18 protein-coding genes are annotated in these 20,275 nt (G+C 60.4%); 10 read left to right on the forward strand and 8 right to left on the reverse strand.

What is annotated here, in order from left to right:
- Positions 1-20: 20 nt before the first annotated feature.
- The 5 genes from AC3WVQ_RS31050 to AC3WVQ_RS31070 form a co-directional block, all read right to left on the reverse strand.
- Positions 21-1,100 carry a quaternary amine ABC transporter ATP-binding protein gene (locus AC3WVQ_RS31050; RefSeq protein WP_060607859.1) on the reverse strand — a complete coding sequence of 360 codons (1,080 nt, stop codon included), beginning with the start codon at positions 1,098-1,100 and terminating at the stop codon, positions 21-23.
- Entirely contained in the window at positions 1,093-1,980 is an 888-nt protein-coding gene (locus tag AC3WVQ_RS31055; RefSeq protein WP_060519178.1) for an ABC transporter permease, read from the reverse strand. The genes AC3WVQ_RS31050 and AC3WVQ_RS31055 overlap by 8 nt, the downstream gene beginning before the upstream one ends.
- A 103-nt stretch (positions 1,981-2,083) precedes the next feature.
- Positions 2,084-3,085 (reverse strand): ABC transporter substrate-binding protein, encoded by a 1,002-nt coding sequence (locus AC3WVQ_RS31060; protein ID WP_060519180.1) that lies wholly within the window; start codon positions 3,083-3,085, stop codon positions 2,084-2,086.
- A 65-nt stretch (positions 3,086-3,150) separates the two neighbouring features.
- Entirely contained in the window at positions 3,151-3,951 is an 801-nt protein-coding gene (locus tag AC3WVQ_RS31065; RefSeq protein ID WP_034799983.1) for a pyrroline-5-carboxylate reductase family protein, read from the reverse strand.
- 7 nt (positions 3,952-3,958) lie between these two features.
- Positions 3,959-4,588 (reverse strand): TetR/AcrR family transcriptional regulator, encoded by a 630-nt coding sequence (locus AC3WVQ_RS31070; RefSeq protein ID WP_034799984.1) that lies wholly within the window; start codon positions 4,586-4,588, stop codon positions 3,959-3,961.
- A gap of 147 nt (positions 4,589-4,735) precedes the next feature.
- Here AC3WVQ_RS31070 and AC3WVQ_RS31075 point away from each other — a divergent pair, with 147 nt between their 5' ends.
- The 6 genes from AC3WVQ_RS31075 (at position 4,736) to gfa (ending at position 11,049) form a co-directional block, all read left to right on the forward strand.
- Complete coding sequence (locus AC3WVQ_RS31075) at positions 4,736-6,772, forward strand: NADH:flavin oxidoreductase (protein WP_060607857.1); 2,037 nt, start codon at positions 4,736-4,738, stop codon at positions 6,770-6,772.
- Between the two features lie 2 nt (positions 6,773-6,774).
- Positions 6,775-7,380 (forward strand): dimethylsulfonioproprionate lyase family protein, encoded by a 606-nt coding sequence (locus tag AC3WVQ_RS31080; RefSeq protein WP_060607854.1) that lies wholly within the window; start codon positions 6,775-6,777, stop codon positions 7,378-7,380.
- Between the two features lie 45 nt (positions 7,381-7,425).
- The gene (locus AC3WVQ_RS31085; RefSeq protein WP_192340531.1) at positions 7,426-8,175 is read left to right on the forward strand and encodes an electron transfer flavoprotein subunit beta/FixA family protein; all 750 of its coding nucleotides are present in this window, start codon (positions 7,426-7,428) and stop codon (positions 8,173-8,175) included.
- Positions 8,176-8,197: 22 nt separating this feature from the next.
- The gene (locus tag AC3WVQ_RS31090) at positions 8,198-9,139 is read left to right on the forward strand and encodes an electron transfer flavoprotein subunit alpha/FixB family protein (RefSeq protein WP_192444531.1); all 942 of its coding nucleotides are present in this window, start codon (positions 8,198-8,200) and stop codon (positions 9,137-9,139) included.
- Positions 9,140-9,230: 91 nt separating this feature from the next.
- Positions 9,231-10,358, forward strand: coding sequence for an S-(hydroxymethyl)glutathione dehydrogenase/class III alcohol dehydrogenase (locus tag AC3WVQ_RS31095; protein WP_077961485.1), 1,128 nt, complete (start codon positions 9,231-9,233; stop codon positions 10,356-10,358).
- A gap of 118 nt (positions 10,359-10,476) precedes the next feature.
- Complete coding sequence (gene gfa, locus AC3WVQ_RS31100; protein ID WP_060609992.1) at positions 10,477-11,049, forward strand: S-(hydroxymethyl)glutathione synthase; 573 nt, start codon at positions 10,477-10,479, stop codon at positions 11,047-11,049.
- 45 nt (positions 11,050-11,094) lie between these two features.
- Here gfa and AC3WVQ_RS31105 read toward each other — a convergent pair whose 3' ends face one another.
- Entirely contained in the window at positions 11,095-12,180 is a 1,086-nt protein-coding gene (locus AC3WVQ_RS31105; protein ID WP_192444530.1) for an FAD-binding oxidoreductase, read from the reverse strand.
- Positions 12,170-13,423, reverse strand: a complete 1,254-nt coding sequence (locus AC3WVQ_RS31110; protein ID WP_034801946.1) for an aromatic ring-hydroxylating oxygenase subunit alpha — start codon at positions 13,421-13,423, stop codon at positions 12,170-12,172. The genes AC3WVQ_RS31105 and AC3WVQ_RS31110 overlap by 11 nt, the downstream gene beginning before the upstream one ends.
- Before the next feature lie 122 nt (positions 13,424-13,545).
- Between AC3WVQ_RS31110 and AC3WVQ_RS31115 the strand changes: the two genes are divergently transcribed.
- Entirely contained in the window at positions 13,546-14,457 is a 912-nt protein-coding gene (locus AC3WVQ_RS31115; RefSeq protein ID WP_034801943.1) for a LysR substrate-binding domain-containing protein, read from the forward strand.
- A 359-nt stretch (positions 14,458-14,816) separates the two neighbouring features.
- Complete coding sequence (locus AC3WVQ_RS31120) at positions 14,817-15,299, forward strand: BA14K family protein (RefSeq protein WP_060610004.1); 483 nt, start codon at positions 14,817-14,819, stop codon at positions 15,297-15,299.
- A gap of 72 nt (positions 15,300-15,371) precedes the next feature.
- Here the strand turns inward: AC3WVQ_RS31120 and acnA are convergent, their stop codons facing one another.
- Positions 15,372-17,954, reverse strand: coding sequence for an aconitate hydratase AcnA (acnA, locus tag AC3WVQ_RS31125; protein ID WP_060610007.1), 2,583 nt, complete (start codon positions 17,952-17,954; stop codon positions 15,372-15,374).
- Positions 17,955-18,053: 99 nt separating this feature from the next.
- Between acnA and AC3WVQ_RS31130 the strand changes: the two genes are divergently transcribed.
- Together AC3WVQ_RS31130 and AC3WVQ_RS31135 are read left to right on the forward strand one after the other, a co-directional pair.
- Positions 18,054-19,070, forward strand: a complete 1,017-nt coding sequence (locus AC3WVQ_RS31130) for a GntR family transcriptional regulator (protein ID WP_244497247.1) — start codon at positions 18,054-18,056, stop codon at positions 19,068-19,070.
- A gap of 87 nt (positions 19,071-19,157) precedes the next feature.
- Positions 19,158-20,252 carry an isocitrate/isopropylmalate dehydrogenase family protein gene (locus AC3WVQ_RS31135; RefSeq protein ID WP_492383434.1) on the forward strand — a complete coding sequence of 365 codons (1,095 nt, stop codon included), beginning with the start codon at positions 19,158-19,160 and terminating at the stop codon, positions 20,250-20,252.
- Positions 20,253-20,275 lie beyond the last annotated feature (23 nt).

A 20,275-nucleotide genomic window follows, 5' to 3' on the forward strand; every position in this document is an offset into this window, starting at 1 on the left:
ATTCGCCGGCCGATCCGCGCTTACGCCGCGTTGGCCGCGATTGCCATTGCGCGATCGTTCGTCTCGTGCGCATTGACCATGGCGCCCGCGAGCTGGCGGAAGGTGACAGTGCCGAGAGGCATTCCGGACGGATCGACGACGGTGATATCACCTTCGGGTGCAGAGGCGAGCGTACGGACCGCTTCTTCGATTGTGAGATCGGCGGCAATCCGTTGCCCACTGTCGGCTGCAGTTGCACCAAGCGGTGCCATGATCGCCTCCACATGGACAACGCGGCCCCGGTTCACCTCCTTGACGAAATTGGCGACATAGTCGTCGGCAGGCCTCAGCACGATATCCTGGCTCGTGCCCTGCTGGATGACCTCGCCGTCGCGCAAAATGGCAATCTGGTCACCGAGCCTCAGCGCTTCGTCGAGGTCGTGGGTGATGAAGACGATCGTCTTTTTAATCTCCTTCTGCAGGTCCAGAAGCACCGTCTGCATGTCCGTGCGGATGAGAGGATCGAGGGCTGAATAGGCCTCATCCATCAAAAGCACCGGTGCGTCGTTGGCAAGCGCGCGGGCGAGCCCGACGCGCTGCTGCATGCCGCCGGAGAGCTGATTGGGATACTTGTGCTCGAAGCCCTTAAGTCCAACCCGTTCCAGCCAGCGCATGGCAGTATCGATGCTTTGTGCGCGCGCTACGCCCTGGATTTCAAGGCCGAAGATCGTGTTGTCGAGCACGCTTCGATGCGGAAGCAGCGCGAACTTCTGGAACACCATGGCGGTCTGGTGGCGGCGGAACTCGCGCAGTTCCGCCTCTGGCATCTTCGCCACATCGACGCCGTCGACGAGAACTTCGCCGGCCGTCGGATCGATCAGCCGGTTGATATGCCGGATGAGCGTCGACTTGCCCGAGCCGGAAAGCCCCATGATCACCTGGATCGAGCCCGACGGCATCTCGATGTTGATGTCGCGAAGGCCGAGCACGTGCCCGTGACGCTCGTTCAGTTCGGTCTTGGTGAGGCCGTTCTTAACCGCCTCGACATGAGCCCCGGCATTCGGTCCGAAGATCTTATAGAGATGGCGGATTGCGATGCCGCCGAAAGCGTGCTCAGCCATGGACCACCTCCCGGTGCTTCTGCAATCGTTCGCCATAGGCCTGGCTGACCCGGTCGAACATGATGGCGATGCCGACGATCGCAAGACCATTGAAGATACCGAGCGTGAAGTACTGGTTGGCGATCGCCTTCAGTACGGGTTGGCCAAGACCCTGAACACCGATCATCGAGGCGATGACGACCATGGCAAGCGCCATCATGATCGTCTGGTTGATCCCTGCCATGATGGTCGGCAGCGCAAGCGGGAGCTGCACCTTGAAGAGCTTCTGCCGGTTGTCGGCGCCGAAGGCATCGGCCGCCTCCAGTACGTCCTTGTCGACCAGGCGAATGCCGAGATTGGTGAGCCGGATCATCGGCGGGATCGCGTAGATGACGACGGCGATCAGGCCCGGCACCTTGCCAATGCCGAGCAGCATGACGACGGGGATCAGGTAGACGAAGCTTGGCATGGTCTGCATGACGTCGAGCACCGGGTTGACGACCCGCTGGACCCTGTCGGAGCGCGACATGAGAATGCCGATCGGCAGGCCGATCGCGATCGACAGGATCGTGCAGACGAAGATCATCGAGATCGTCCGCATCGTATCGTCCCACATGTCGAAGTAGCCGATGAGCAACAGCGTCACGAGACAGCCGGCGGCGATGCGAATGCTTCTGGTCGCTGACCAGGCGATGGCGAGGATGAGGAGCGTGATGATCGGCCAGGGCGTCTTGGTCATGAACCGTTCAGAAGCGATTAGAAAATGCTGGAGCGGCGCGAAGAAGCCCTCGATCAGATCACCGTAGTTTCGGGTAAAGCCGCGAAACGTTTCGTCGATGACTTTCTTGAGGTTTCGAAGCGCGTTGTCGTCCATGCTGGGAAATTGATAAAACCAGTCCATTCGGTTCCCCTTCTCGAAAGAGCCGATGCGTTCTTGTTGTTATGTCGGCGAGAACGGTGCGATATGCTGAAGGCACACCGCACCGGGTTTTCGGCCGTGCTGACTACAGCGCAGCCTCGATCTTGGCGGCGGCCTCCGGGGAGACCCACTTCTTCCAGATATCCGGGTTTTCTTCGAGGAAGTGCTTTGCACCTTCCTCGCCGCTCGCCTGGTTGTCGGTCATCCAGGCCATCAACTTGGCGATTGTCTCGTTGCTCCAGGAGCGCTTGTTGAGGTACTCCATGACCTCGGGGCCAGCTTTTTCGGAAAAGGGCTTGGCGACAAGTGTCACGATCGTATCGACCGGCCAGGCGCTCGGCTTCGGGTCAGTGCATTCGGCAACCGTAATGCAACGCTTCCACTCGGCTGCGTCATAGGGGACGCCTGCCTCAAGCTGCACCATCTCGTATTTGCCAAGCAGGGCGGTCGGTGCCCAGTAATAGCCGACCCAGCCTTCCTTGCGCTCATAGGCCTTGGCAATCGAGCCGTCGAGGCCTGCTGCCGAGCCGGTGTCGACCAGCGTCCAGCCGGCCTTCTCTGCTTCGAAGGCCTTGTAGAGCTGTGCGGTCACGACCGTTCCACCCCAACCCTGTGGACCATTGAAGATCGCGCCCTTGCTCGGGTCTTCAGGATCCTTGATGAGGTCGGGATGCTTCAGGAGATCGGGAATACTCTTGATGTCTGGATGGGCATCGGCGAAATACTTCGGGATCCACCAGCCCTGAACGCCGCCATCGGGCAGCGGAGACCCGACCTTTACGATACGGCCTTCTTCGGTTCCCTTCTTGACCACGTCGGGAAGCAGATCGATCCAGGCCTCGGGCGCGATATCCGGCTCGCCTTTTTCCGCCATGGAGGTGATCGTCGGTACGGTATCGCCGATGGTGATTTCGGCGCTGCAGCCGTAACCTTCATTGAGGATGATCTTGTCGAGATTGGAAATGACCTCGGCACTTTGCCAGTTCATGCTGGCGATGGTGACGCTGCCGCAGTCTGCCGCGCTGGCGAGCGACGAACCGGCGACGGTCCCAAGGAACAGGCATGTCGATGCAAGCAAGCTTTTCATTATCGTTCCCTCTTTTGGCGGCTTTTCTTCTGAGGCGGGGCGCCGCGGACCCCGTCTCAACGACGCTAGGAGGCTTCTCCCATGCGAACCGATTTCCTGAACGCAGCCCTCAATCCGCGTGAGACGGCGGTATCGAATCCGGCCGCGCGCATCTCCTCTATCGCGGCCGCGGTGGTGCCGCGATAGTCGAGGAAGGTCTGGACAATGTCGGTCGGACAGTCGTCACGCTGCTCAAGCAGCCGACCGGCACCCGTGATAAGGGTATTGACGGCACGCTTGGCGATCTCGGGAGCCAGTCCTTGCGAGACGGCGTCTGCCATCATCGCTTCGGCGAGCAGCGCCGGAAAGGCAGGCCCGGATCCGGTGAGGCCGGTCAGATAGTCGATTTCCGCTTCTGAATGCACTTCATCCTGAGAACCGCAAGCATCGAAGATCGCCCTTATGATGTCTCGATCGTCGTTCTGCAGCCCGGCGGCTGCGACCCACGGCGTGTAGGACTTGCGGACTTCGGCCGCCGCATTTGGCAGGGTTCGGGCCACGCGGTCCGTCCGATGATGCTCAACAAGGGCGCTGAGGCGGATGCCCGCCATGACGGAGATGACAAGCTTGCCCTCGGCGACAACGTTCAGGCTGAGCCAGTCAGCCGGACGGACGGAGAGAACGATGACGTCCGAGCGGTCGGCAAGTGCCTGATTGTCCGATGTCCAGAAGGAGCGGTTGAAACGGTCGGGGCGCTCGCTGCGATAGGAGAGCGACAGGTTCTGAGGCTCGACGATGCCGGCGTCGAGAATGGCGTCGGCGATTGCTCCGCCCAGCCATCCCGCACCACCAATTACGCCAACCCTCAAAGGCCCGCCCGTTTCCATGCTTCTCTCACTCTGGTTTGTAGCCATGCCGGGCGAAGAAGCGATCGAGCTCCCTCTGCTGTGGTGTTTGTCCGGTGTAAATCGCGATGTATTCCGGAATGCGCTTCATGCGGAGCGCAAGATCCTCCTTGGACTGCATCGAGATGTATCCAATCTGGACCAGGTAGGTCGTTCGTGCGCGAACGTCCGCCGGTCCCGCGTCATATCCGAACCGCATGAACATGCGGCCCAGCGCCTCCATTCTCGCCTGATCGGCCTCATGGACTTCGGCCTGTATCTCGGGCGATTGCAGCGCCCAGCTGCGAACGGCGAACTCGAACTGGGAGTCGAACAGTTCCTTGTTCACCCAGCAGTCGAAAACGTTCAGCATCGCCTCGGCCAAGGACTCCGCATAGGCTTCGGACTGTTTGACCAGATTGCCGGTATTCTTCTCCCTCCAGCGCGCGACGAGGGCACTCAGCAGTTCCTCCCGGTCCTTGAAGAACCAATAGAAGCTGGTCCGGGAAAGATTGAGCCGTTTGGCCAACGGCAGGATCTTCACCGAGTCCACGCCCGACTCGAGCAGGGAGTCATAGGCGGCCTCGAGCCATCCCTCCTGAGAACCGCGCCAGCCAGTGTCAGTCATCGCCTGTTCCATGATTGCCTCCTAACAAATCCAAACGGCCGTTTCAAGCAAAATGTACATATGTGTCGAATATCTGAACCACGGTGTTTTTGATTATTGACACCTATGTACATTTCCGCTTACCGTTGCGATAAATTCCCATAAACCGGAGCCCGTCGCATGTCGAACGATCCCCTGCTTCAGCCGTTTCAGTTGAAGCATTTGACCCTGCGCAACCGCATCATTGTTACGTCTCACGAGCCTGCCTATCCCGAAGACGGCATGCCGAAGGACCGCTACCGCGCCTATACCGTTGAGCGGGCCAAGGGCGGGGTGGCGCTGACGATGACCGCCGGCTCGGCGGCAGTGTCCAAGGACAGCCCTCCGGTCTTCAACAACCTGCTCGCATACAAGGACGAGATCGTGCCTTGGATCCGGCAAATGACCGACGCCGTGCATGAAGAGGGGGCTGCGATCATGATCCAGCTCACGCACCTCGGCAGGCGTACCCGCTGGGACAAGGGCGATTGGCTCCCGGTCGTTGCACCCTCACATCATCGCGAGGCAGCGCACCGAGCCTTTCCCAAGAAGCTCGAAGACTGGGATATCGAGCGCATTATCAAGGACTTTGCGGACGCCGCCGAACGGATGAAGGCGGGCGGTATGGATGGTGTCGAGCTGGAAGCCTACGGGCATCTTATTGACCAGTTCACCTCGCCGCTCACCAACGAACTCGACGGTCCTTATGGAGGTTCGCTCGATAACCGCCTGCGCTTTTGTTTCGACGTCTTCAGGGCCATGCGCGAAAGGGTCGGCAGCGACTTTATCCTTGGCGTTCGCTATACGGCAGACGAATGTCTTCCCGGCGGGACAGGAAAGGCCGAAGGCCTGGAGATTTCCCGTCGTCTCAAGGAAAGCGGCCTCATCGATTATCTGAATGTCATCCGCGGTCATATCGATACGGATCCGGGCCTCACAGATGTCATCCCGATTCAGGGGATGGCGAGCGCACCACATCTGGATTTTGCCGGCGATGTGCGCGCGGCAACCAAGTTTCCAACCTTTCATGCCGCCAAGATCCAGGACGTGGCGACGGCTCGTCACGCAATCGCTGCCGGCAAGGTCGACATGATCGGTATGACCCGCGCCCACATGACCGACCCGCATATCGTGCGGAAGATCATGGAAAAGCGCGAGGATGATATTCGCCCCTGCGTCGGCGCCAACTACTGTCTCGACCGCATCTATCAAGGTGGCATGGCTTTCTGCATTCACAATGCGGCGACCGGTCGCGAAGAAACGATGCCGCACCGGATCCCGAAGGCTGCCGTTCGCAAGAAGGTCGTCATCGTCGGTGCCGGTCCGGCCGGCCTTGAGGCTGCTCGCGTCTCGGCGGAACGGGGTCATGAGGTCGTTGTTTTGGAGGCCGCGAACAATCCGGGCGGTCAAATCCGCCTGACGGCCCAGAGCGAGCGCCGGCGGGAAATGATCGGCATTATCGACTGGCGCATGAGCCAGTGCGAAAAGCTCGGCGTCACCTTCCGGTTCAATACCTGGGCCGAGGCTGAGACGGTACTCACCGAAAAGCCCGATGTCGTCATTATCGCTACCGGTGGATTGCCGCACACAGAGGTGCTGTCGAAGGGCAACGAACTCGTCGTTTCCTCCTGGGACATCATCTCCGGTGATGTGAAGCCTGGAACCAACGTGCTCATCTTCGACGACGCCGGCGACCATGCGGGCCTCCAGGCTGCCGAGTTCCTCGCCAAGGCCGGTGCCAAGGTGGAAATCATGACACCGGACCGCTCCTTCGCGCCCGAAGTCATGGCGATGAACCTCGTTCCTTACATGCGCTCGCTGCAGAAACTCGACGTCACCTTCACAGTCACGTACCGGCTGGAGTCGGTTGAAAAGAGTGGCAACCAGATCATCGCCCATGTTGGCAGTGACTATGGCGGCGTTGCCAAGCAGCAGACCTTCGACCAGATCGTCGTCAACCACGGAACCATCCCGCTGGACGACCTCTATTTCGAATTGAAGCCTGGCTCGCGGAACCTTGGCGAAGTCTCCTACGACGAGCTTATTGCCGGCACGCCGCAGTCCGTCGAACGCAACCCGGAGGGCGCCTATCAACTCTTCCGGATCGGCGATGCCGTTGCGGCCCGCAATACACATGCGGCCATCTACGATGCGCTGCGTCTTGCCAAGGACATCTGAGAATGGCGCGGTTTGACGCCTTGCAAGCGTTTTTGGACGCGGCCTTTGTCGCGTTCAACCAGTTTTCACAGGATCTGAGGGCGCGCCAGTCACTCATGCAGATTTTTGCCCAGCTTGAAGCGCCGCAACCGCAACGTCTGGACATCGGCAAGCGCCTCCCGGTCTGCAGCCAACATCTCGACAGTGTGCTGGCTGCAGAAACCGGCCGATCGTCCCTGGATACGCTAATCAGACGCTTCTCGGACCTTGAACCGATGCTCGAATGGAAGTGGCGCTCGGTCTACGACCATACGGCCAGCGAAAATTTCTTGGTGAGCCACGCCAATGCGATGATCGCCGGACCGGGCGGCCTGGAGGACCGGAGGGACCTCTGGCTCGGCGCGACGCTGATGGCGCCGTATGTGCGTTATCCCGACCACGACCACGCCCCGGAAGAGACGTACCTCGTCCTGTCGGAAGGCGAGTTTCAGCATGGCGATTCCGAATGGTTCTCACCCGGGATCGGAGGTTCCTTCTACAATCCGCCTGGCGTCAGACACGCCATGCGGTCGGGTGAAAAACCGCTGTTTGCATTCTGGGCATTGTTGCCTGATCGACCGAGGCACTGACGAAAGGGCGTTCGGCCGAGACCGAGCGCGGGAGAAAGGTTTGCCATGAAAATACTTGTGACGGTGAAACGGGTCGTTGACTACAACGTCAAGATCCGGGTGAAGGCAGACGGTTCGGGCGTCGAACTTGCGAACGTGAAGATGTCGATGAACCCGTTCGACGAAATCTCGGTCGAAGAGGCGCTCAGGCTGAAGGAAGCCGGCAAGGCTGAGGAAGTCGTCGTCGTTTCCGTTGGTCCGGCCAAGGCCGAAGAGACGCTGCGCACGGCGCTTGCCATGGGTGCCGACCGCGCCATCCTGGTTGAGACCGAAGACCAGGTCGAGCCGCTCGCTGTCGCCAAGATCGTCAAGGGCGTGGCCGAGGCTGAACAGCCGGGCCTGATCATCGTCGGCAAGCAGGCAATCGACGACGATTCGAACCAGACCGGCCAGATGCTGTCGGCCCTGCTCGGCTGGGCGCAAGGCACCTTCGCCTCCAAGGTCGAGATCGGCGATGGCAAAGCAACCGTGACGCGCGAAGTCGACGGCGGTCTGCAGACCATCGACATCAAGCTGCCGGCCGTCGTCACCACCGACCTGCGTTTGAACGAGCCGCGCTACGCCTCGCTGCCGAACATCATGAAGGCGAAGAAGAAGCCGCTCGACAGACACACCCCGGCCGACTTCGGCGTCGACACCGCCGCCCGCCTCAAGGTGCTGAAGACCGAGGAGCCGTCGGGCCGCAAGGCCGGCATCAAGGTCAAGTCGGTCGCCGAGCTCGTCGAAAAGCTTAAAGTCGAAGCCGGCGTCCTCTGATTTAAGGAAGGGAGATTTTATCATGGCCATTCTTCTTCTGGCTGACCACGACAGCAACCACCTTTCCGACCAGACCGCCAAGGCGCTGAGCGCGGCCTCGAAAATCGCCAGTGGGACTGGAGCCGATGTGCATGTTCTCGTTGCCGGCGCCGGCGCGAAGCAGGCTGCCGAACAGGCGTCCAAGCTTGCAGGCGTTTCCAAGGTGCTCGTTGCCGACGACGCCTCGCTTGCCAACAACCTTGCCGAGCCGCTCGCTGCCCTGATCGTCTCGCTCGCTGGCAGCTACGACACGATCGTGAGCGCCGCCACCTCGGTCGGCAAGAACGTCATGCCGCGCGTTGCAGCGCTGCTCGACGTTTCCCAGGTGTCCGAAATCATCGAGGTCGTCTCTTCCGACACCTTCAAACGTCCGATCTATGCCGGCAACGCCATCCAGACCGTACAGACGACCGAAGCCAAGCGCGTCATCACCGTGCGCACCGCTTCCTTCGCTTCCGCCCCTGAAGGCGGCTCGGCCGCGATCGAGAGCGTCTCGGCTGCCGCCAACCCTGGCGTTTCCTCCTTCGTCGCCGACGCGCTGTCGTCGTCCGACCGCCCGGAGCTGACGTCTGCCAAGATCATCATCTCGGGCGGTCGTGCGCTCGGCTCGTCGGAAAAGTTCCAGGAAGTGATCCTGCCGGTGGCCGACAAGCTCGGCGCTGCCGTCGGCGCTTCGCGCGCTGCGGTCGACGCCGGTTACGCTCCGAACGACTGGCAGGTCGGCCAGACCGGCAAGGTCGTTGCCCCCGATCTCTACATCGCCTGCGGCATTTCCGGTGCCATCCAGCACCTCGCCGGCATGAAGGACTCGAAGGTCATCGTCGCCATCAACAAGGACGAAGAGGCGCCGATCTTCCAGGTCGCCGACTACGGACTGGTTGCCGATCTCTTCGACGCTCTGCCGGAGTTGCAGAAGGCTTCGTAGGTCCGTTTTTAAGCGACCGAACCCAGGTGGGCTGACCGTGGTTCGGTTGGCCCTTCCACGCGATTGAAGCATCAACGAAAAGGATACCACAGTGGATGTACGCGCCGCCGTTGCCGTTCAGGCAGGCAAGCCGCTCGAGGTCATGACGGTTCAGCTCGAAGGCCCGCGGGCCGGCGAAGTGCTGATCGAGGTCAAGGCCACAGGCATCTGCCACACCGACGATTTCACCCTGTCCGGCGCCGATCCGGAAGGCCTGTTCCCTGCGATCCTCGGCCATGAAGGCGCCGGCATCGTCGTCGACGTCGGCCCGGGCGTGACCTCGGTGAAGAAGGGCGACCACGTCATCCCGCTCTACACGCCCGAGTGCCGCTCCTGCCCGTCGTGTCTGTCGCGCAAGACCAATCTGTGCACCGCGATCCGCTCGACGCAAGGCCAAGGCCTGATGCCCGACGGCACCTCGCGCTTCTCGATCGGCAAGGACAAGATCCACCACTACATGGGCTGCTCGACCTTCGCCAACTACACGGTGCTGCCGGAGATCGCGGTTGCCAAGGTCAACCCGGACGCCCCCTTCGACAAGATCTGCTACATCGGCTGCGGCGTGACGACCGGCATCGGCGCCGTCATCAACACGGCACAGGTGGAAATGGGTGCGACTGCGATCGTCTTCGGTCTCGGCGGCATCGGCCTCAACGTCATTCAGGGCCTGCGTCTTGCCGGCGCCGACATGATCATCGGTGTCGACCTCAACAACGACAAGAAGGCCTGGGGCGAACGCTTCGGCATGACCCACTTCGTCAACCCGAAGGAGGTCGGCGACGACATCGTGCCTTACCTCGTCAACATGACCAAGCGCGGAGCCGACCAGATCGGCGGCGCCGACTACACCTTCGACTGCACCGGCAACACCAAGGTGATGCGCCAGGCGCTCGAGGCCTCGCATCGCGGCTGGGGCAAGTCGGTGGTCATCGGCGTTGCCGGCGCGGGCCAGGAGATCTCTACCCGGCCATTCCAGCTCGTCACCGGCCGCAGCTGGATGGGCACCGCCTTTGGCGGCGCGCGCGGCCGCACCGACGTGCCGAAGATCGTCGACTGGTACATGGAAGGCAAGATCGAGATCGACCCAATGATCACCCATACGATGCCGCTCGAAGACATCAACAAGGGTTTCGAACTGATGCATTCGGGCGAGAGCATCCGCAGCGTGGTGTTATACTGAGCGCGGGTTGAGGACCGTTTCCAGACTGCAAATGCACTTTTTGCGCCGCAGCGTGATCTAGCCGGCGGCGCCAACAAGCAGCCGGGCATTGTGCGCCGGCCAGAAGGAGGAGAAGCCCATGCCAAGCATTGCGATCCATCCATCCCTCGACAGCGGGTTCAAGGCGACGGACGCTGCCTTTTCCGGCGGCACGCTGGTCTGCAACTGCGCGAGCAATCCCGTGAAAGTGCGCGTCAAGGGTGATATCGCCCACAACCATGCTTGCGGCTGCACAAAGTGCTGGAAACCCGAAGGTGCGGTGTTTTCGGTCGTTGCCGTCGCACCGACGGCCAACGTCGAGGTGCTGGAAAACGGCAACAAGCTTGCGGTCGTGGACCCGGCGGCGCTGATCCAGCGCCATGCGTGCAAGGATTGCGGCGTACACATGTACGGCCCGGTCGAGCGTGACCACGCGTTCAAGGGGCTTTCCTTCGTTCATCCTGAGCGCTTCCAGGAGGCAGGCTGGGCAAAACCGGGTTTTGCCGCCTTCGTATCGTCGATCATCGAGAGCGGCTATGACCCGGCCGGAATGGACAGCATGCGCGCGCGGCTGCGCGAACTGGGCCTCGAACCCTATGACTGTCTCAACCCAGTCCTGATGGACGTTCTCGCCACCTGGGCGGCCAAGAAGAGCGGCGCGCTTCCTGCCTAATAGTCAGACCGCTGACTGTCCGCTATGTCGATCGCTAGGCCAAGCCTAGCGATCGACGACGAGATCACTGAGCGGCTTCGAACAGCAAGGAAGGAAAAGCCCAGCATCGATCTCTCGTTGCCTTATCCCGCCATTGTGGTTCATCTCGACCGAACCCGATACGAGCTTGGACTTGCACGTGCCGCAGACGCCGTTCGAACACGATGAGGCGAGTTTTACGCCCGCTTTCTTTGCGCAGGAAAGCACGGTCTGCTCGCCCCCGATTTCGATCTTGCGGCCCTGTTTGGAGAACTCGACCTGGAACGTTCGGGTCGCCGGCTGATCGACGATAGGAATATCCGGGGTGTCGATCACGGCCGCATCGAAGCTCTCCTCGATGTAGTTGGATTGCGGAACGCCGAGTTCGGCAGCGATCGTGCGCGCTGCCGCCATGAACGGGGCAGGGCCGCAGCACATGACAATGCGTTCGGCGATATCGGGAACAGCAAGCTGCAAGTAAGCAGCCGATATGCGTCCCGTCAGGCCATGCCAGTTGGTTTCGCCGGTAACGACTTCCGGCAGAAACTGCAAGCGCAGGCCCTTCATCCGGTTGGCGAGTGACGCGAGTTCGTCGCGGAAGATGAGGTCCTTCGGGGTTCGCGCCGCGTGCATGAAGACGACGTCGACAGGCTCGCATGTATCGGCCAATTCGCGAACCATCGCCATGACCGGTGTGATCCCCGACCCTCCCGACAGAAAAAGGTACTTCCGACCGTTAGGGCGAATGAACTGGCCGAGGGGACCGTTCGCCTTGACCTTGGCGTTGACCGTGAGCCGATCGTGAAGCCAGTTCGAGATCTTGCCGTCGACGACGCGCTTGACGGTCACCGAGAACGCATTGCTGCGCTTCGGCGAGGACGAGATGCTGTAGCAGCGGCTTTCCGGCTCGCCCTCGATATCGAGGTCGAACAGGAAATACTGACCGGCTTCGAAGGCAAAACGTTTGCCTTCGGTGGACGCAAAGGTAAAGGTCTTCACGTCGTGTGTTTCCTGATGGACATCGATGCAGACCAGGTCCTCGTCCGCGTCGCGGCTCCAGATATCGCTCGGCTCGAGACGCCCGGCGGAAGAAAAGTTGCTCTTAGTATCCATGGGCGCGCATCCGATCGATGTACCACGACGCGAATTTGTCGAGGTTTGTTTCGGAGAAGGGCGAGTAGGGACCCGGCACGTAAGCGGGATCTTCGACGCCGGCGTGGGAGCGGGCGACCAGTTCGGCGTCCTGCTCGGTTGTGGCGATCCAGACGTTGGTGAGCTTTTCGAGTTCGTAGTCGACCCCCTCGACGGCATCCTTGTGCACAAGCCATTTCGTCCGCACGAGCGTCTTGTCGGCCGATAGCGGAATGACGATCGAAACGACGGCGTGGTCGCCCATGAAGTGGTTCCAGCTGTTGTGACCCCAGAGATGCATGTCGCCGAGATCCTTGCGCGACATCGTGCCGAGCAGCTTTGCCGAGGCAGCGGTCGCGTCGGGCGTCTGGGATTCGCCCGCCCCCGAAATGATCAGCCGTTGCGTCCGAAAGTTGGTGGTGCAGTCCACCAGTTGCTCGACCGCCGCGGAGGGGTAGCCATCTGCCTCCCACCGCCTGGTGCGCTCCTCATACAGCGAAAAATGCTCCTCCGCCTGGGCGCGATCTTCCGGGCTCAAAGCGTCCGGATCGAAGCCGAAATCGAGGTCGACGAAGGAGACGCAGAGCTCGGGATGGTTGGCGGAACAGTGGTAGCATTCACGGTTGTTCTCGATCGTGAGCTTCCAGTTGCCTTGTTCGATGACATCGGATTCATACGCGACCTTGGCGTTGGCGATATCGTAGGGAGCAAGCCGTTCTGCCATGACCCCGACGAGACGCTCAATATCTTCGGGCGGATCGTTCGAAAGGCAGACATAAACAAGGCCGCCAACCGACTTGAAGATCACGGGCTTGAGGCTGCGGCATTCCTTGTCGAAGCTCTTGCCCATATGGGGCGCATAGCTCAGTTCACCGGAAAGCTCATAGGTCCAGGTGTGGTAGGGACAGACAAGCTTCGAAACGATCGTCTTGCCTGGATCGAGCAGTCGGGCGCCTCGGTGGCGGCAGACATTGTGCATGACGCGGATCCCGCCGTCATCGTCGCGCAGGAGGATGAGGCTGGTCTTGCCAATATCGACGACGGTTGCATCGCCCGGCTCCGGTACATCGCATTCAAGCCCAATGCAGATCCAGTGCCGGCGGAAAAAGACCTCCAGATCCGCCTCGAAGACATCCTCTCGCGTGTAGAGACCGGCGGGAAGCGAATGGCCCTCCGCTCTTGCATCAAGCAGCGATGATATGGGAGAAGAAAATGTCTGCAGCATAATTCCACCTTATGTTCCGATCGGAAGCTCGAGGGGCTCCACAAAGAGGATCGCTCAGGCGCGGCAGTCGCTCAACGGCACAAATATGCGCGTTTCACATTACCAAATGTAATGGATCCAAGATGGTCAATCTGAGGAAGAAACTCCCCCCGCTCACCGCGCTGACGGCCTTTGAGGCAGCGGCTCGATTGTCGAGCTTCACACGGGCCGCGACGGAACTCGGCGTGACGCAGGCGGCTATAAGCAGACAGATCCATTTGCTCGAAGAGGACTTTGGGTTCCCCTTGTTTCGGCGGCTTCATCGCAAGATCGAACTGACTGATAAAGGCCGGCTGCTTTACGCAGCGGCGGGCGACGCGTTCAATCTTATTGCCGACACCGTTGCGGATCTTCGGTCGGAGGGAGCAGATGACGAGCTGGCAATTGCAGCGACCATCTCCTTTTCACATTTCTGGCTGCTGCCAAGGATCGCTGCGTTTTCTCGAGCCTACCCCGAAATCAAGCTTCGCATCATCACACAGGATGCTCGAACGAGTATCGAGGCTAGCGATGTGGACCTGGCGATCCGCTACGGGACCGGTACCTGGCCGGACGGCCAGGCGGAGTTCTTGTTCGAGGACGAGGTTTTCCCGATTTGCAGTGCAGATTATCTGGCCACGGCGGATCCGATCCGCACGCCGGGAGACCTCATCAATCATCCGCTGATTACGAGCGATATTGATGACCCGACATGGACGGGCTGGGATGAATGGCTTGCAGCATTTTCCGTAAAGGCGCCGAAACGCGCCCGCGGCCTGCGATGCAGCTTCTATACGGAAGCCATTTATGCGGCGATGAACGGGCAAGGCATTGCGCTCGGTTGGAACCGCCTTGTCTCCGACCTTATTCGGCAAACTCGTTTGGTCCGCCTTACCGAAGCCTCCATTCGCACCAGGGCGGCATATTTTGTCGTGGTGCCGGCGAGAAGACCGAAAAAGGAAAGCGGACGGCTGTTCATCGAGTGGCTGCGCGAGGTCTCTTCAAGCGCTGAATGAGAGATCGTCCGTAACTTGTGGTCGGGGGCCGATTTAGCGCGTCCCGCCACTCTTCTTTTTTGAGAACTGAGCGACAGCCGTTTGGTGATCGATAAATGCTCCTTCACGGCGGCCGGGCTCGCTCCGGAATGAGCCAATGCGACGCCTTTTTTGCCGCGCCAACCGATGCGCTTGCCGAGCACATAAGACCTTTGCCGGCCGCCATAAGACTGAGGTCCTATGGCGGAACCTCTCGCGGTAACTAACTTGGTCAGAGGGATTCGATCTGTTGATGATCGGTGGCACCTGCGTGGTGCCGAGCCCATTTGACCCGTTGGAGGTCGAATGCCGATCGCTAGGACTCTGTAGGTGGGAAATTTATGAAGAAAATAGGTGCAGTACTCTTGGCCGCCGGCACGGCGCTATCGGCGGTCTCGGCGCAGGCGGTTCCGATGTTCGCTGTTTCCACTGGGCAGACCTCCCAGCCGGTCGATTTGATCCATCATAAGCCAGGCCATTACGGCGGACCGCCGCACAAGCGCGGCTACGACGGCTACCGCTACGGCAGCAACCGCTACAATGCAGCTCCACGATACGGCCATTACAATGGCTATGAGGGTTACCGGTACCGCCGCGACGGGTACCGTCGCCACAGTGATGGATGGTGGTATCCCCTGGCCGCATTCGGGACAGGAGTGATCATCGGTGGCGCAATCGCCTCACCGCCTCGGCAGGTCTATTCCAACGCGCCGTCGTCGCATGTCGAATGGTGCTATGACCGCTATCGTTCGTACCGTGCCTACGACAACTCCTTCCAACCCTATTATGGGCCGCGCCAGGAATGTGTGTCGCCGTACTACTGACCAGCGAGGCGCCCGCTTGCCAGAACGTGTCGGGTCGCTTCGATGCTCTCCGACACCGTGGTGGTTGCTGCTTCAGCCGCGTTGCTTGAAGTGGCGACCCAGAATTTGGGGGATCATGCCGCCTGCTAGGAGGCTCTCTACTTCTTGCCCCGTCTCCACGGCTGCTCGGGCCGTCAATCGCAGGCATTCACCTGAAACACGTCTCAAGACCAGTGGCACGGGTCCGCGCGGAGAAATGGTCGTCGCGTTGACTTCCAGGAGATCGGTGGCTGTTATCCGCGGCACTTCCTCCTCCTGCAGAAGAATAGGAAGGATGCCCATGCCAATGAGGTTTGTTCGATGAATCCGCTCAAAACTCAAGGCGATCACGGCGCGAACGCCGAGTAGCCCGATGCCTTTTGCGGCCCAGTCTCGCGACGATCCAGCGCCATAGCGTTGCCCTGCAATGATAACGACGGACCGGTGCTCCAATCGGTAGCGCTCCGCCGTCTCCCACAGCGGCGCTTCCTCTCCTGTAGGCGCGTGGATGGTCATCGATGCAGGCCTTCCGCCAAGGAGGTGGTTGGCGGCTGTACGATTGTCAAAGAGGCCGCGCACCATTGCTTTCCAATTACCGCGACGTGCGGCGTAGACGTTAAGATCGTCCGCAGGGTCGCCAGCGGCCACGAGGTGGCGGCCGGCGAAGCTCGAAGCGCTAATCTGGCCCGCGGGCGAGATATGGTCCGTCGTCATGTCGTCCCCCAACACGAGCAAGGGATGTGCCCTGTAGTTTCCGAGGCGATTGGCTGTCTCCACAGCAGCAAAGGGTGGCCGGCGGATGTAGGTTGAGGCTTCGTTCCACGGAAACGTCGGCGACTTCGGAGCGGCCAGCGCGCGCCAGGCATCATTTCGTTCCGCATCCAGGAAAGCCTGGGGAAAATCTTGTGCGTCGGAATGCTGCTTGAGAACAGCGTCGATCTCGTCACTGCCAGGCATCAAATCACCGAGATGAATGGCTGTCTGCTCCGGGCTCCGGGCGATTTCCCACTTCATGGGGTTTGGAATGAACCTTCCGATCAACGACAGAGCCACAACATGAGGCGGCGATGCCAGGAAGCCGAACTGGAGCCTTGGATGCACGCGGCCAGGAAAGTTGCGATTACCGGAAAGCAGTGCTGCCGCGATCGTGCCGCCGGCGATTGCTTCAGCCATATCGCCCTGAAGCGGACCAGAGTTTCCGATGCAGGTCGTGCACCCGTGCCCCACGATGTCGAACCCGACGGCCTCAAGATCAGCAAGCAATCCACTGCGCCTCAAGAAACGCTCGGCCGATGGCGAGCCGGGTGCCAGCGATGTCTTGACCCAGTAGGGTGGGCGCAGACCCAACCGGTTCGCATTGCGGGCAACCAGGCCCGCCGCGACCAACAGCCGTTGATCCGACGTGTTGGTGCAGCTCGTGATGGCGGCGATCGCGATTGCGCCGTCCGGTATGCCGGGTTTGCCTTGCTCCAAGGGCCGGCCGCATGCGGTCTCAAGTGCACCTAGGGCATCGGCCAATGGCAGCTTGTCCTGCGGGCGGCGTGGACCGGCCATCAAGGGTTCGACCGCCGCAAGGTCGAGCTCGATCACGCCGGTATAGCGCGGCGAAACGGCAGGCTCGAACCAGAGGCCGAGCATCTTCGCCGCGTCGCGGACGAGTTGGCAATGGGACGGAGAGCGACCCGTCTGGGCGAGATAGGAAAGGGTTTGTTCGTCTATAGGGAAGTAACCCGTCGAGGCGCCGTATTCCGGTGCCATATTGGCGACGACGGCGCGGTCTCCGGCCGAAAGCGTCGAAACACCCTCGCCGAAGAATTCGACAAATTCCCCTGATATTCCGTGACGCCGCAGCAGGTGGGTCACTTCCAGCGCGAGATCGGTTGACAGAACGCCTGGTGCGAGCCGTCCCATCAACCGCACGCCGACCACATCGGGAATGCGTAGCGTCACAGGAAACCCAAAAAAGACGCTTTCGGCCTCAAGACCCCCGACGCCCCAAGCCAATACGCCGATGCCGTTGATCATCGGCGTGTGGCTGTCCGTGCCGATCAGCGTGTCGGGTACGGCCCATTTTTCTCCATCGCGTTCCTCGATGGAAATCACCTTTGCGAGTTGCTCGAGGTTGATCGTGTGCATGATGCCGGTACCTGGGGCGTGCACCTTGACACCCGGTAGAGCCTGGGTTGCCCACTTCATCAGGCGGTAGCGCTCGCTGTTTCTGTCCATTTCCCGTTGCATGTTGAAACGGCGGGCATCAGGCTGGCCGTAGCGATCGACGGCAACGCTGTGATCGACGGAGACGTCGACCGGGAGAACGGGGCTCAATTCGCTCGGATCGCCACCAGCATCCGCGACCGCGTCCCGCATGGCGGCAATATCAACGAGAGCCGGCACACACGTCGTATCGTGCATGAGGACACGGGAGGGGTGAAATGCGATTTCTGCCTCGCTCGTGCCGGTCAAAAGCCAGGCCTTGAGGGCCGAAACGGTGGCGGATAACCGAGCCACATCCTTGCGCGCTACGTTTTCAAGGAGATTACGCAGAACCCAGGGCAGGCATTCGAAGTCAGGACCAAAAGCGGTGCGCAGGTCAATTGCGTTCAGCGTTCCGTGTTCCGAAGGAATGCGCAGCACCATGTCGATTGCTCCTATATTGCTTTTTGATAACTAAAAAGCCAAAATAGCAGCAAAGTCAATCAATGGACCGCCTTCCTTTGGCTTTTTCGTTGGCGAAATATGCAAAAAGAAGGGATGTCAGTTCCCTTTGGCGGTGGGGTGAAATATCGTTGGACCCGGCAAAGCTTTCCGAATCCGGGGAATATCGACATGCGTTCCAGCCAATTGGCCCAGACCATCGCCAACGAAATCAGCCTGCTTGTGACATCGGGAGAGCTCACTGTCGGCGACCATGTAAAGACGCAACAATTGGCCGATCGTTTCGGCGTTTCCCGTTCACCGGTCCGCGAGGCGATGGAGATCCTAGCCGGGCAGGGGCTGCTGGAGCAGAAGGAGAACCGCGGCTTCTTTGTGAAAGAACCGCCAGGTGCCATCGCCGAGCGGGTCCGTGAAGACGCCGAGCCGTTCGAAGTTGCGAACGACTACCAGCGCCTTGCCGAAGACTGGCTAACCGACCGTATCCCGGCGGAGGTCACGGAGCAGACGCTGCGCGAGCGCTACGAACTGACCAAGTCCCAGGTTAACGACGTGCTGATGCGCGCGACCCGTGAAGGATGGGCTGAGCGCAAGCAGGGTTATGGCTGGCGCTTCCTGCCGGTCGCAAAAACACCGGAAGCCTTCGAGCAGATCTATCGTTTTCGCATGCTGATCGAGCCGGCCGCCATGCTTGAGCCGGAGTTCAGCCTCGATCGAAAGATCATCGATGAGCAACGGCGCATCCAGATGCGCATGCTTGAGACGGACATCGAGCGACTACCGGCGGAGCGCCTTCTGCACAATGGCGCGCTTTTCCACGAAGAGCTCATCAAGATGTCAAACAATCCCTTCTTCCACATCTCGCTAGTGCGGGTAAACCGCATGCGACGCCTCCTCGAATATCGATCCCGCGTCGATCGTAGCCGTACGGTACGGCAATGCCAGGAACACCTCGAAATCCTTGATCTTCTTGAGCGCGGCGAGGTCGTCGAGGCTTCCTACGCTATGCGTCGGCACCTTGGGGGCGCGCTGTCGAAGAAGTCGCCGATTACCTGGTCCTGGTCGCACCAAGCGCATGAAAAAGACAATCTCGAAAAATAGAGATTGCATTTTCAGATTTAAAAAGCCAATAATTCGCCGGTGACGTAGAGCGGCGACTTCGCTCGTCGCCTCATGGGAGATTAGCTGATGAAAATATTCGTGACGCCGTGTGATGGAATCGGTCCGGAGATCACTGCGGCAACCATGGAGGTCCTGAAGGCAGCCGACGCGGCTTTCGATCTCGGCCTCGAGTACAATTTCGAAGACACCGGTTTCGCGAGCCTGGAAAAATTCGGCTCGACGCTTCGCGACGAGACGCTGGATCGTGCCCGCACTTTTGATGGCATTATCTTGGGCCCCCAGTCCCACATGGATTATCCGGCCCGCGACAAGGGTGGCGTGAACGTCTCGGCAGGCTTCCGCGTCAAGCTGGACCTCTACGCGAATGTGCGTCCGGCGCGCTCCCGTCCGTTCTTGAACGACGCCAAGAAGATGGACCTCGTCATTATGCGCGAGGCGACGGAAGGCTTTTATCCCGATCGCAACATGTATGCCGGTACGGGAGAGTTCATGCCGACGCCGGACGTGGCGCTTTCCGTGCGCAAAATCACCGCCTCTGCCTGCGAGCGCATAGCGCGACAGGCCTTCCTGCTCGCCATGAAGCGCAACAAGAAGGTGACTGCGGTCCACAAAGCCAACAACTTTATCCTTACGGACGGCCTGTTCCTTCAGCAGGTACGCAAGGTCGCCGCCGAATACCCCGAGGTCACGCTCAACGAATTCATCATCGACGCGATGGCTGCCCATCTGGTTCGCGACCCCTCGCGGTTTGACGTGATCGTCGCGACAAATTTCTACTCGGACATTCTTTCGGATCTCGCCAGCGAGCTCTCGGGTAGTCTCGGCTTGGCCGGTTCGATCAACGCCAATGCCGAGACAGGTCTTGTCTGTGCCCAGGCGCAGCACGGCTCTGCCCCCGATATCCAGAACCAGAACGTCGCCAACCCGACTTCGCTAATCCTGTCCGCAGCCATGATGCTCAGCTGGCTCGGCGAGCAGCGCGGTCTGCCACAATTTGAAGCGGCGGGCGCGGAGATCGAGCGGGCGGTCGACGAGGTTCTCGCGAACCCCGACGCGCGGACGCGCGACCTCGGCGGCAGCACCGGCACGGATGCTTTTGGTTCGCTCGTGGCACGTGCTGTTCGCAGTGGTGAGGGTGATCGGAAGCTTGCGAGAGCCTGATCGAGCTTTGTACTTTGGATAAT

It is taken from the genome of Ensifer sp. EB106-05-01-XG146 (assembly GCF_058791875.1).

What these genes read in the sequence shown, in the direction of transcription:
- AC3WVQ_RS31050 (WP_060607859.1), bottom strand. Translation starts at nt 1,100, where the DNA reads ATGGCTGAGCACGCTTTCGGCGGCATCGCAATCCGCCATCTCTATAAG.
- AC3WVQ_RS31055 (WP_060519178.1), bottom strand. Translation starts at nt 1,980, where the DNA reads ATGGACTGGTTTTATCAATTTCCCAGCATGGACGACAACGCGCTTCGA.
- AC3WVQ_RS31060 (WP_060519180.1), bottom strand. Translation starts at nt 3,085, where the DNA reads ATGAAAAGCTTGCTTGCATCGACATGCCTGTTCCTTGGGACCGTCGCC.
- AC3WVQ_RS31065 (WP_034799983.1), bottom strand. Translation starts at nt 3,951, where the DNA reads ATGGAAACGGGCGGGCCTTTGAGGGTTGGCGTAATTGGTGGTGCGGGA.
- AC3WVQ_RS31070 (WP_034799984.1), bottom strand. Translation starts at nt 4,588, where the DNA reads ATGGAACAGGCGATGACTGACACTGGCTGGCGCGGTTCTCAGGAGGGA.
- AC3WVQ_RS31075 (WP_060607857.1), top strand. Translation starts at nt 4,736, where the DNA reads ATGTCGAACGATCCCCTGCTTCAGCCGTTTCAGTTGAAGCATTTGACC.
- AC3WVQ_RS31080 (WP_060607854.1), top strand. Translation starts at nt 6,775, where the DNA reads ATGGCGCGGTTTGACGCCTTGCAAGCGTTTTTGGACGCGGCCTTTGTC.
- AC3WVQ_RS31085 (WP_192340531.1), top strand. Translation starts at nt 7,426, where the DNA reads ATGAAAATACTTGTGACGGTGAAACGGGTCGTTGACTACAACGTCAAG.
- AC3WVQ_RS31090 (WP_192444531.1), top strand. Translation starts at nt 8,198, where the DNA reads ATGGCCATTCTTCTTCTGGCTGACCACGACAGCAACCACCTTTCCGAC.
- gfa (WP_060609992.1), top strand. Translation starts at nt 10,477, where the DNA reads ATGCCAAGCATTGCGATCCATCCATCCCTCGACAGCGGGTTCAAGGCG.
- AC3WVQ_RS31105 (WP_192444530.1), bottom strand. Translation starts at nt 12,180, where the DNA reads ATGGATACTAAGAGCAACTTTTCTTCCGCCGGGCGTCTCGAGCCGAGC.
- AC3WVQ_RS31110 (WP_034801946.1), bottom strand. Translation starts at nt 13,423, where the DNA reads ATGCTGCAGACATTTTCTTCTCCCATATCATCGCTGCTTGATGCAAGA.
- AC3WVQ_RS31115 (WP_034801943.1), top strand. Translation starts at nt 13,546, where the DNA reads ATGGTCAATCTGAGGAAGAAACTCCCCCCGCTCACCGCGCTGACGGCC.
- AC3WVQ_RS31120 (WP_060610004.1), top strand. Translation starts at nt 14,817, where the DNA reads ATGAAGAAAATAGGTGCAGTACTCTTGGCCGCCGGCACGGCGCTATCG.
- acnA (WP_060610007.1), bottom strand. Translation starts at nt 17,954, where the DNA reads ATGGTGCTGCGCATTCCTTCGGAACACGGAACGCTGAACGCAATTGAC.
- AC3WVQ_RS31130 (WP_244497247.1), top strand. Translation starts at nt 18,054, where the DNA reads ATGCAAAAAGAAGGGATGTCAGTTCCCTTTGGCGGTGGGGTGAAATAT.
- AC3WVQ_RS31135 (WP_492383434.1), top strand. Translation starts at nt 19,158, where the DNA reads ATGAAAATATTCGTGACGCCGTGTGATGGAATCGGTCCGGAGATCACT.